The following is an 11,458-nucleotide window of genomic DNA, read 5'->3' on the forward strand; positions in this document are numbered from 1 at the left end:
CCGCTTGCTCGTGTGCGCAGTCCTGCGCACACGGCAAGACCGGGGTTGGGCGTCCTGCCCAACCCGCCCGAGGCATGCCTCGGGCCCATGCGGCTCACGCCCCCGCAACCGGACCCACCCCGCCTTCAACAGAGTTCTGCGATCTGTCGGGACGGCGTTCTGCGTTGCTGTTGGTGGGTGTCGACCTTGGTCGACACGATGAACACGGCAACAACCGATGGGGTCAGATCCGTTTTCCTATGGAAAACGGATCTGACCCCAACCATTTCAAATGGCCAGCTGTGCGCTGGACGCCGGCGCTGACAACGGCGAGGATGGAGCCTGGTTCTTCTGGCTGGCCCTGCATGGCGCAACGCATCCTTGAACCCGGTGAGATCGAGACGCTGGCCTCGCGCGATGTTCCGCGCATCATCCTGCCCGATACCGCGTCGCTGTTTGCCGGACGTGCGGACCGCCTGCGCAGTCTGGCTGCACACAGTGCCATCGGTGGTTACCTGCAGCTGCTGGCGGCGTTGGCCGATGCGCAGCAGGCGCTGCTGGAGGATCTGACACCGCAGCAACGCGAGGAACTTCAGGCACAGGCGCGTGCACAGCAGTCGAGTGCGGCGGCCGGCGCCGGCATGCCGTTGCGGCCCGCCAACACACTTCAGCTGGATGGCCGTTGGCGCGACTGGCTGCGCACGCTGTGCCAGCACTGTGCCGACGAGGCCGGGCTGCCGATGGAAACCCGTCAGGAGCTGCAGCGCGTCTCCGCGGCCGACGACGCCTGGCTGGATGCGCAGGCGCATGCGGTGCTGGAGCGTGATGACGCGCCGTCGGTGGATGCGGTGGCTGCGCTGCTGGTGATGAACGCGCTGCAGGTCTACTGGGCGGTGCTGGCGGACAGCTTCCGCCCCACCGACCTGAAACCGCTGGCCGATGCACCGGGGCTGTGCCCGCTGTGCGGCACCCTGCCGGTGGTCAGCGTGGTGCAGGCGCGGCCGCCCTATGCCTCCTACCGCTACCTGTCGTGCTCGCTGTGTGCCTGCCAGTGGCACTACGTACGCGTGCAGTGCAGCCAGTGTGGTGCCGCCGGCAAGGACATCGCCTATCGCGCCCTGGCCGATGTGGACGGCGACAGCGGCGAGGCGGTGCGCGAGAGCGCGGTCCGTGCCGAGACCTGCGACCACTGCCACAGCTACCGCAAGATCCTGTATCTGGAAAAAGACCCGTCGCTGGAGCCGGTGGCCGACGACCTCGGCACGCTGGCGCTGGACCTGCTGCTGGGCGAGGAAGGGTATGCGCGCGCCAGCCAGAATCCGCTGCTGTGGCAATCCGACGGCGAGTGAGGCGATGACAGCCACGCCCCCCACCCCGGCATCGGTTTCCGCCCTGCCCTCGCTGGACCGGTTGCTGCGTCTGCCTGCCTTGGCAGCACTGATCGAGGGCCACGGCCGCAGCCGTATCACCCAGCTGCTGCGTTCGCACCTGCAGGTGCTGCGCGACCGTATCAGCGCCGGCCAGCTCTCGGCCACGCAGCTGCAGGAAGCGGTTGACGGCCCGGCGCTGGTGGCAGCAGTCGAGGCCGCACTGGCCGCTGACGCACGGCAGGATCTGCAGCCGATGTTCAATCTGACCGGCACCGTGCTGCACACCAATCTCGGCCGCGCCTTGCTGCCGGATGCCGCCGTGCACGCGGTCACCCGCGCGATGACCGCGCCGGTGGATCTTGAATTCGACATCAGCCGCGGCCGTCGCGGCGACCGCGATGCACGGGTGCAGGCATTGATCTGCGAACTGACCGGCGCTGAAGCCGCCACTGTGGTCAACAACAATGCGGCGGCGGTCCTGCTGCTGCTCAACAGCCTGGCCAACCGCCGCGACGTGGTGGTGTCACGCGGCGAGCTGGTGGAGATCGGTGGCGCCTTCCGCATTCCCGACGTGATGCGCAGTGCCGGTGCGCGGCTTCTGGAAGTCGGCACCACCAACCGTACCCATCCGGCTGACTTCGCCAATGCCATCGGCACGCGCACCGCGCTGCTGATGGAGGTGCACGCCAGCAACTACGCGATCACCGGCTTCACCGCCAAGGTCGACACCGCGGCGATGGCCGCGATCGCGCACGAGCACGGCCTGCCGCTGGTGGTGGACCTGGGTAGCGGCAGTCTGTGCGATCTGGCGGTCTTCGGCCTGCCGCACGAGCCCACCGTGCAGGAAACGCTGGCGGCCGGCGCAGATCTGGTTTCGTTCAGCGGCGACAAGCTGCTGGGTGGTCCGCAGGCCGGCATCATCGCCGGCCGCGCCGACCTGATCGCGCGGATCAACCGCAACCCGCTGAAGCGGGCACTGCGCATGGACAAGATGGGCCTGGCCGCACTGGAAGCGGTGCTGGCCCTGTACCGCGAGCCGGAGCTGCTGGCACAGCGACTGCCGACCCTGCGCACCCTGTCACGCACGCAGGAGGACCTCGACGTGCAGGCTCAGCGCCTGCTGCAGCCGATGCGTTCCGTGCTCGCGGCCGACTACGATCTTGAACGGTCACCAATGCAGGGCCAGATCGGCAGCGGCGCCCAGCCACAGGCGCAGCTGGCCAGCGCCGGACTGCGCATTACCAGCGCGCGCCGTGGCGGACTGGATCGCCTGGCCAAGCGTTTGCGTCAGCTGCCGCGACCCGTGCTGGGCCGCATTGCCGATGACGCGCTGTGGCTGGACCTGCGTTGCCTGGAACCGGCCGACGAAGCCGACTTCCTCGCCCAGTGGAGCACGCTGCAGGCATGATCGTCGGCACCGCCGGGCATATCGACCATGGCAAAACCAGCCTGGTACGCGCACTGACCGGCATCGAAACCGATCGCCTGCAGGAAGAGCGAACGCGCGGTATATCGATCGAACTGGGCTACGCCTATGTCCCGGTGGAAAGCAGGGACGCCGAAGGCCCGGCTGCGACGCTGGGTTTCGTCGACGTGCCAGGCCATGAGCGCTTCGTGCATACGATGGTGGCCGGCGCCACGGGTATCGATGTCGCCCTGCTGGTGATCGCTGCCGACGACGGCGTGATGCCACAGACCCGCGAGCATCTGGCCATCCTGCAGCTGCTGGGCGTGGATCGTGGTGCGGTGGCGCTGACCAAGATCGACCGTGTGGATGCGGCGCGCCTCGCCCGGGTCGAGATCGAGATTGCCGCGCTGCTGGCCGCGACACCGCTGCAGGATTCTCCTCTGTTCGCCTGCAACAGCACCGCACCCGACGATGCCGGCATCAGCGCACTGCGTACCCAGCTGCACGCATGGGCGGCGGACGATGCCAGTACACGCCAGGCCGAACTGCGCAGCGAACTGTTCCGCATGCCGGTGGACCGCGTGTTCTCGCTGGCCGGCCACGGCACGCTGGTGACCGGCGCGGTACATGGCGGCATCGCCGCGGTGGGTGAGCATCTGCAGCTGATGCCAGCCGCCACCGACGTGCGCGTGCGCAGCATCCATGCACAGAACCAGGCCAGCGAGCACGCGATGGCTGGGCAACGCTGCGCGCTGAACCTGGCCGCCATCGCCCGCGACGACATCCGCCGTGGCGACTGGATTGCCGATCCACGCGCGCTGCTGGCCACTACCCGCGTCGACGTGCGCCTGCGACTTTCCGCACTGGCGCCGCCACTGCGCGACTGGTCACCGCTGCACATCCACTGGGGCACGATGCACCGGCAGGCCCATGTAGTGCTGCTGGAAGACCACGACCAAGGCGATGGTCAGTTGGTGCAGCTGGTGTTCGATGCAGAGGTCTGCGCGATGTGTGGCGATCGCTTCATCGCCCGCGATTCCGCCGCGACCCACACGCTGGGCGGTGGCGTCGTGCTCGATCCGGATCCTCCGCAGCGGCGTCGGCGCAGCCCTGCGCGTCTGGCGTGGCTGGGAGCACTGGAGCAACTGGCCGCAGGCACGGGAATCGGCCCGCTGCTGCAGCAGGCACCTGCCGGCATTCTCCTCACCGCATTGCAACGCTATTGCCGACGCGCCGCCGACCGCATCGACCTGCCCGAGGACGCGCGACGCATCGCGACCCGCGATGACACAGTGATCATCCTCGCACCGCACTGGCAGGCACTGCGCGAGCAGGTGATCACCTCGCTGCTCGGCTGGCACGAGCGACGCCCGGACGAACCCGGTGTCGACAGCGGGCGCCTGCAGCGCAGTACCCTGCCCATGCTGGCGAGCGACCTGTGGAATGCGCTGCTGCAGGATCTGCTGGCCGATGGCACGCTGCAGCGCGTGGGCGCGTGGTGGCGCCTGCCCGGCCATCACCATGCGCCACCGGAACGCGAACGTCTCCTGCTGGAACGCGTGCTGCCGCAACTGCATGCCGGTGGCTTCGATCCACCGTGGGTGCGCACCCTGGCCGCCGACATCGGACTGGCCGAAGACGAGGTCCGCGCCGCCCTGCGTCGCGCCGCCGCACGTGGTGAACTGTTCCAGGTGGTACCCGACCTGTTCTATGCGCCGGCCCGCATCGCCGAGTTGGCCACGATCGTCGCGCAGCTGTCACAGGCCAGCGGCACGGTGGATGCGGCGGCGTTCCGCGATGCCATCGGCCTGGGCCGCAAACGCAGCATCCAGATCTTGGAGTTCTTCAATCGCGTTGGCTACACTCGACGCGTCGGTGACCAGCATCGGCCGCGCGGCGACCTGCAGTGGAACGCGGCCCGCGACTGAGCCCACCGGTACCGCCGTACTTTCGGAAGGCATGCGCATCCGGGCATGCGGCTGGGCTTCAAACCCAGTAGGGGGCGTCGATCGTTCCCTGGTAGGTTCGACTCCTGCTGCCTTCCGCCATTCGTGTTTCCGCAGGAGATGTCGGCATGGCCACGCACGCGCAGTCCCCCGCTCCTTCAACGGCCGATGCCCCGCAACGACTGACGTCTCTCGCGCATGGCGGTGGCTGCGGCTGCAAGATCGCGCCGGGCGTGCTGACCGAACTGCTGCGTGGGGTGCCGGCACTTCCCGCACCGGTCGAGCTGCTGGTCGGCCGCGAGACCAGCGACGACGCGGCGGTGTACCGCCTCGATGACCATCAGGCGATCGTCGCCACCACCGACTTCTTCATGCCGATCGTCGACGACCCGTTCGACTTCGGCCGTATCGCCGCCACCAATGCGCTGTCGGACCTGTATGCGATGGGCGCGCGCCCGCTGTTCGCACTGGCCATCGTCGGCATGCCGATCAACAGCCTGCCGCAGGACACCATCCGCGGCATCCTGCAGGGTGGCGAACGCGCCTGCGCCGATGCCGGCATCGTGGTGGCCGGTGGCCACAGCATCGATTCGGTGGAACCCATCTACGGCCTGGCCGCGATCGGCGTGCTCGATCCGCAACGGCTCAAGCGCAATGCCGATGCCCGCGCCGGCGATGTGCTGGTGCTGGGCAAGCCGTTGGGCGTGGGTGTGTATTCGTCGGCGCTGAAGAAAGAAGTGCTGGATGCCGAGGGCTACCGGCAGATGGTCGAGTCGACCACCCGCCTGAACAGCGTGGGCATGTCCCTTGCCGCGCTGGATGGCGTGCACGCGATGACCGACGTCACCGGTTTCGGCCTGCTCGGCCACCTGCTGGAAGTGTGCCGCGCCAGTGGCGTGGCCGCCGAGGTGGACAGTGCACAGGTGCCGCTGCTGCCGCAGACCTTGGACCTGCTGCAACGCGGCTGCGTAACCGGCGCCTCCAACCGCAACTGGGCCTCGTATGGCGCCGAGGTGCGCTTCGCCGAGGGCTTGGCCGCCCACTGGCAGCCACTGCTGACCGACCCGCAGACCAGCGGCGGCCTGCTGGTGTCGTGCGCCCCGGAAGCGGTGGATGCGGTGCTGGCCTGCTTCAACGATGCGGGGTTCGGCCAGGCGGCCGTGCTGGGGCGCTTGAGCGAGGGAGCGGCGGGCGTCAGGGTGGTTTGAGATGTTCTTGCCTCGGGCGCGCATCCCCCGTCGTTGAGATCCGCAGCCATGGCGGCGGCACCACTTCATCGGTTTGCTCGGATAACGTGCCACTGGGAGCAACCTCAGCACTATTAAAGCATGCTTTAATAGCAGCCGGGATTCTTAAAGATCCCTTTAACAACGCCTCGCCAGGAGCGCAAATGCCCAGGACCACCGGCACTTACACCACCACCGATTCGGGCGGCGAGCTTGTCAAGGCCTTCGTGCCCCATCCATTGCCGCCCACGATGCCGCCCCTTGATCCTGCTTGCTACATGGCCAATGCGGCAGCCGAGGCGGCGCTGGGACGGCTCTCCGCCATGTCGGGTTTGGTCGCTTCTGCTGAATGGCTGATCTACAGCTCCATCCGCAAGGAGGCCTTGTTGACCTCCCAGATGGAGGGCACTCAGGCGACACTGACGGATCTGCTGGATCAAGAATCCGGAATCGACGTGGCCAGTACCACGGACGTCAGCGACGTGACGAATTACCTGCAAGCGTTCGCGTATGTGCGAGACCAGCTGAAACACGATTGGGGCCTGCCGATCTCAACGCGCCTGTTGTGCGAAGCACATAGCATCCTTTTGAACAGTGCGCGCGGCGAGCAGAAGTTACCTGGTGAAGTGCGCCGCTCCCAGAACTGGATCGCAGGTACCCGGCCAGGCAATGCTCTTTACGTCCCCCCTCCTCACATGGAAGTCGGACGGTTGCTGGGTGAGATGGAGCGCTATATCCACGAGCCTACGACAGACCTTCCTCCTCTGGTCCGCATTGCCTTGATCCATGCACAGTTCGAAACGATCCACCCGTTCCTTGATGGCAATGGGCGCATAGGCCGCTTGCTGATTGCAGCATTGCTGGAAGACTGGAAGCTGCTGCCGGAGCCACTGCTCTATGTCTCTGGCGAACTCAAGAAACATCAAGACGAGTACTACCGGCTTCTGTCGGCCATCCGCGCCGATGGCGACTGGGAGAGTTGGATCCGCTTCTTCCTCGACTGCACGACCGAAGCCGCCGAGAACGCCCAAAGAAACATCATCGACATCGCCTCACTCATCGCAGCCGACCGGAGAAAGGTCATGGCTGCGAAAGACGGCACGGTGCAGGCGATCCGCTTGTTCGAAATGCTGCCTACGATGCCGCGCTTCACCATTACATTTGCAGCTGAAAGGCTGGGGGTGACATTTCCCACCGCCAGCGCGGCTGTCAAAGTCCTGCAAAGCGTTGACGTCCTTGTCGGTACCGGGAATCAGAAACGGAACCAGCAGTTCAGCTACAAGCAATACACCGAACTGCTGCAGCGCTAGGGAGGTAGGCGCAGCCCGCGCATCGAAGGGGAGACGTTGAGTATCCCCCAAATGCGTACCCAGGCGGATCAATGATCACCCATCACACGCTCGTCCCAACCGCCAGGGCACGCATCTTCGATGACCTGACGGCACGCCCGGCCACGCCCTATCACTCGATGTTCTGCACCTGTTCGCGGATCTGGTCGATCAGCACCTTCAGCTCCACCGCGGCATTGGACGTGCGGCTGTCCACCGACTTCGAGCCCAGCGTGTTGGCTTCGCGGTTGAACTCCTGCAGCAGGAAGTCCAGGCGGCGGCCGACCGGCTCGCGCTGCTTGAGCACGCGGCGGATCTCGACGATGTGGCTGCCGAGGCGGTCCAGCTCTTCATCCACGTCCAGCTTCTGCAGCCACAGCACCAGTTCCTGCTCGGCGCGACCGGGGTCGACCGGGTGCGGCAGGTCGGCCAGTCGGGCGGCCAGCTTGGCGCGCTGGCCGTCGCGAATGGCCGGAATCAGCGTGCGCACTTCAGTGGCGATGCGCTCGATGCCATCCACGCGTTCACTGATGGCCGCGGACAACTTGCCGCCTTCACGCTCGCGGGCCTCAACGAAACCGTCCAGCACCTGGTCCAGCAGGGCCAGTGCCTCGACCTGCAGGGCGGCGGCATCGTTGGCCTCGCCGCGGGTGACGCCCGGCAGCTGCAGCAGGTCGGTGAAGCTGACCTGCAGGTTGGGGAAATCGGAGGTCAGGCGGTGCGCCAGGCGGCCCAGCTGGCCCAGCAGGGCCTCGTCCACCTGCAGGTTGGCGGCCGCTTCCGGCGCGCGCAGGCGCATCACCAGATCCAGCTTGCCGCGGCTCAGGCGTGCGGCGATACGCTCGCGCAGCTGCGGCTCGAGCGCCCGCAGTTCCTCGGGCAGGCGGGTGCCGACCTCCAGGAAGCGGTGGTTGACCGAGCGCAGCTCGCAGCCCAGCGTGCCCCACGGGGTGACCCGCTCGCCGCCGGCGTAGGCGGTCATGCTTCGAATCATGGATTGTGTCCGGTGCGTGCAAAGGGGGAATGGTACCCTAGCGCCCTCACCAGAGCCCCCTTGCCCGCCCCGTGAAGGCCGCGGGCGTGGCGGCGTACTCCCTCGCCATTACGGAACCCGCACCATGTCCGATTCCCGCCCCAGCGGCCGCCAGCCCGACCAGCTCCGCCCGGTCGTCATCCAACGCGGCTTCACCCGCCACGCCGAAGGTTCGGTACTGGTGTGCTTCGGTGAAACCCGTGTGCTGTGCACCGCCAGCGTCGAGAACCGCGTGCCGGGCTTCCTGCGCGGCAAGGGCGAAGGCTGGGTGACCGCCGAATACGGCATGCTGCCGCGCGCCACCCACACCCGCAGCGACCGCGAAGCGGCCCGTGGCAAGCAGGGCGGCCGCACCCTGGAGATCCAGCGCCTGATCGGCCGCAGCCTGCGCGCGTGCGTGGACCGCAACGCGCTGGGCGAGCGCACCATCACCCTCGACTGCGACGTGCTGCAGGCCGACGGCGGCACCCGCACCGCCGCCATCACCGGCGCCTACGTGGCCCTGGTCGATGCGGTGAATGTGCTGATGAAGCGCGGCGACATCAAGCGCAACCCGATCCTGGGCGCGGTGGCAGCGGTGTCGGTGGGCGTCTACCGCGGCACCCCGGTGCTGGACCTGGACTACGCCGAAGACAGCGACTGCGACACCGACATGAACGTGGTGATGAACGACGGCGGTGGCTTCATCGAGCTGCAGGGCACCGCCGAAGGCCATGCCTTCCGCCGCGATGAACTGGACGCGCTGCTGGGCCTGGCCGAGAAGGGCGTGCGCGAGCTGCTGGCCGCGCAGCAGGCGGCGCTGTCGGCATGAACCGCCGCATCGCCCTGACCACCCTGGTGGTGGCCGACTACGACGAAGCCATCGCCTGGTACACCGGCAAGCTCGGCTTCGCGCTGCTGGAGGACATCGACCAGGGCCACAAGCGCTGGGTGGTGGTGGGCCCGACCGACGGCAGTGCCGCCGCCCTGCTGCTGGCCCGTGCCAGCGACGAGGAACAGCGCAGCCGCATCGGCAACCAGACCGGTGGCCGCGTCGCCTTCTTCCTCAACACCGATGACTTCCACCGCGACCACGCGGCGATGCTGGCCGCCGGGGTCGAGTTCCTGGAAGCGCCGCGCGAAGAACCCTATGCAACGGTCGCGGTGTTCCGCGATCTGTATGGCAACACCTGGGACCTGCTGGAGCCCCGTCAATGAAGAAACTGGTACTGGCCAGCCACAACGCCGGCAAGCTGGTGGAGATGCAGGAGATCCTCGCCGACCTGCCGCTGCAGATCACCTCGGCCGCCGAGCTGGGCCTGGGCGACGTGGAAGAGACCGGCCTGACCTTCGTCGAGAACGCGCTGCTGAAGGCGCGCGCGGCCTGCGAAGCGACCGGCCTGCCGGCGCTGGCCGATGATTCGGGCCTGATCGTCGATGCCCTCGGCGGTGCACCGGGCCTGTACAGCGCGCGCTATGCCGGCCACCCGACCAATGCCGCGGCCAACAACGCCAAGCTGCTGGAGGCGATGGCCGACGTTCCCGATGGCCAGCGCGGCGCCCGCTTCTATGCGGTGATCGTGCTGCTGCGCCACGCCACCGATCCGCAGCCGCTGATCTGCGAAGGTCGCTGGGAGGGCCAGATCATCCGTGAACTGCGCGGCACGAATGGTTTCGGCTACAACCCGGTATTCCTGGACACCACCCACGGCCTGACCGCCGCGGAGATGGAGCCGGCCCTGAAGAACGCCATCAGCCACCGCGCCATTGCCCTGCAGCAACTCAAGCAGCAGCTGGCGACGCTGTACTGACGCCACCCGATCGAACCAGGGAAGCCGGCCAGCGGCCGGCACTACCGAAGAAGCCCATGCCGCACGCCCACGACCACTGCAACCACCTGCCCGGCGAAGCCTGTTCGGCGGACCACGACACTTCGGTACGACTGGTGCCGCCGCCGCTGTCGCTGTACGTGCACCTGCCGTGGTGCGTGCGCAAATGCCCGTACTGCGATTTCAATTCGCACCAGGCCAAGGGCGAGCTGCCGTTCGATGCCTACATCGATGCGCTGCTGCGCGACCTCGACCAGGACCTGCCGCTGGTCTGGGGCCGGGTGGTGCACAGCGTGTTCTTCGGTGGCGGCACGCCCAGCCTGTTCCCGCCGGAAGCGATCGACCGCTTCCTGCAGCAGGCCAGCGCGCGCCTGCGCTTCGCGCCCAACGCCGAAATCACCCTGGAAACCAACCCGGGCACCGCCGAGCATGGCCGCTTCGACCGCTATCGCGCGGCCGGCGTCAATCGCCTCAGCTTCGGCATCCAGAGTTTCGACGATGCGATGCTCAAGCGCCTGGGCCGCATCCACGACAGTGGCGAAGCCGAGCGCGCGGTGAAGATGGCGCAGGACGCGGGTTACGACAACTTCAACATCGACCTGATGTACGCGCTGCCGGAACAGACCCTGGCCGGTGCCGAGGCTGATCTGGAACGCGCGTTCGCGCTGCAGCCGGCACATATCTCGCACTACCAGCTGACTCTGGAACCGAACACGGTGTTCTTCGCGCGGCCGCCGCAGGGCATTCCCGATGAAGACAACGCCTGGGACATGCAGGAACACTGCCAGGCCCTGCTGGCGCAGGCCGGTTTCGGCCAGTACGAGGTGAGCGCCTACGCGCGCCCCGGTCGGCAGAGCGCGCACAACCTGAACTACTGGCGCTTCGGCGATTACCTGGGCATCGGTGCCGGCGCGCACGGCAAGATCAGCTCCGGTGCAGAGGAACACGTGCTGCGACGCTGGAAGCTGAAGCATCCGCAGGCTTATCTGGACAGCGCGGGCACCCCGGCCTCGTTCGGGGGTGACGATGTAATCGCGCCTGAGCGCCTGCCCTTCGAGTACATGCTGAATCTGCTGCGCCTGCACGAAGGCTTCGGCCTGCGCGATTTCGAGTCGCGTACCGGGCTGTCGCGCAGCGTGCTGGATGCACCGCTGGCCGAGGCCGTGCAGCGCGGCTGGCTGGACGTGACCGATGGCCATGTGCAGCCGACCGAACTGGGCCGCCGTTTCACCAACGATGTGGTGAGCCTGTTCCTGGAGGAGTGAGCGTCCTGCAGTAACGGGTAGTGGCGGCGGCGGGGGGGGGGGGCCGTCGGGGCCGGAGTGCGGGCCCCGGGGGGGCCCGCGCCGCGGCGAGCGGG

General features: G+C 67.5%; 10 protein-coding genes and 1 tRNA gene. 10 read left to right on the top strand and 1 reads right to left on the bottom strand.

What is annotated here, in order from left to right; translation table 11 throughout:
• Positions 1-344 precede the first annotated feature (344 nt).
• The 6 genes from fdhE to V3B48_RS18785 all read left to right on the top strand — a co-directional run bounded on the left by fdhE (position 345) and on the right by V3B48_RS18785 (position 7,239).
• On the top strand, positions 345-1,328 hold the full coding sequence (fdhE, locus tag V3B48_RS18760) for a formate dehydrogenase accessory protein FdhE (RefSeq protein ID WP_329894225.1): 984 nt from the start codon (positions 345-347) through the stop codon (positions 1,326-1,328).
• Positions 1,329-1,332: 4 nt separating this feature from the next.
• Positions 1,333-2,757, top strand: coding sequence for an L-seryl-tRNA(Sec) selenium transferase (gene selA, locus V3B48_RS18765; protein WP_329894226.1), 1,425 nt, complete (start codon positions 1,333-1,335; stop codon positions 2,755-2,757).
• Positions 2,754-4,685: a selenocysteine-specific translation elongation factor gene (gene selB / locus V3B48_RS18770; RefSeq protein ID WP_329894227.1), complete on the top strand. Its 1,932-nt coding sequence runs from the start codon at positions 2,754-2,756 to the stop codon at positions 4,683-4,685. The genes selA and selB overlap by 4 nt, the downstream gene beginning before the upstream one ends.
• 24 nt (positions 4,686-4,709) lie before the next feature.
• A tRNA-Sec gene (locus tag V3B48_RS18775) sits at positions 4,710-4,805 on the top strand.
• A 26-nt stretch (positions 4,806-4,831) separates the two neighbouring features.
• A complete protein-coding gene (selD, locus tag V3B48_RS18780; protein WP_285301603.1) occupies positions 4,832-5,911 on the top strand; it encodes a selenide, water dikinase SelD in 1,080 nt (359 codons plus the stop codon).
• A gap of 182 nt (positions 5,912-6,093) precedes the next feature.
• Positions 6,094-7,239: a Fic family protein gene (locus V3B48_RS18785; protein WP_071228189.1), complete on the top strand. Its 1,146-nt coding sequence runs from the start codon at positions 6,094-6,096 to the stop codon at positions 7,237-7,239.
• Positions 7,240-7,390: 151 nt separating this feature from the next.
• On the opposite strand, the gene V3B48_RS18790 is transcribed toward V3B48_RS18785, so the two are convergent.
• A complete protein-coding gene (locus V3B48_RS18790; protein WP_329894228.1) occupies positions 7,391-8,251 on the bottom strand; it encodes a YicC/YloC family endoribonuclease in 861 nt (286 codons plus the stop codon).
• Positions 8,252-8,375: 124 nt separating this feature from the next.
• On the opposite strand from V3B48_RS18790, the gene rph reads away from it, so the two are divergent.
• Genes rph through hemW form a run of 4 tightly spaced genes read left to right on the top strand, consistent with a single transcriptional unit; the run spans position 8,376 to position 11,363 of the window.
• Positions 8,376-9,101 (top strand): ribonuclease PH, encoded by a 726-nt coding sequence (rph, locus tag V3B48_RS18795; protein ID WP_008267511.1) that lies wholly within the window; start codon positions 8,376-8,378, stop codon positions 9,099-9,101.
• The gene (locus V3B48_RS18800; protein ID WP_032956062.1) at positions 9,098-9,487 is read left to right on the top strand and encodes a VOC family protein; all 390 of its coding nucleotides are present in this window, start codon (positions 9,098-9,100) and stop codon (positions 9,485-9,487) included. Before rph ends, V3B48_RS18800 begins: the two co-directional genes overlap by 4 nt.
• Positions 9,484-10,080 (top strand): RdgB/HAM1 family non-canonical purine NTP pyrophosphatase, encoded by a 597-nt coding sequence (gene rdgB / locus V3B48_RS18805; protein WP_014038346.1) that lies wholly within the window; start codon positions 9,484-9,486, stop codon positions 10,078-10,080. The genes V3B48_RS18800 and rdgB overlap by 4 nt, the downstream gene beginning before the upstream one ends.
• Before the next feature lie 56 nt (positions 10,081-10,136).
• The gene (gene hemW / locus V3B48_RS18810; RefSeq protein WP_049461727.1) at positions 10,137-11,363 is read left to right on the top strand and encodes a radical SAM family heme chaperone HemW; all 1,227 of its coding nucleotides are present in this window, start codon (positions 10,137-10,139) and stop codon (positions 11,361-11,363) included.
• Positions 11,364-11,458 lie beyond the last annotated feature (95 nt).

Origin of the sequence: Stenotrophomonas sp. SMYL20 (assembly GCF_036320045.1) — a bacterium.
In the GTDB taxonomy this organism is placed as follows: Bacteria; Pseudomonadota; Gammaproteobacteria; order Xanthomonadales; family Xanthomonadaceae; genus Stenotrophomonas; species Stenotrophomonas maltophilia_A.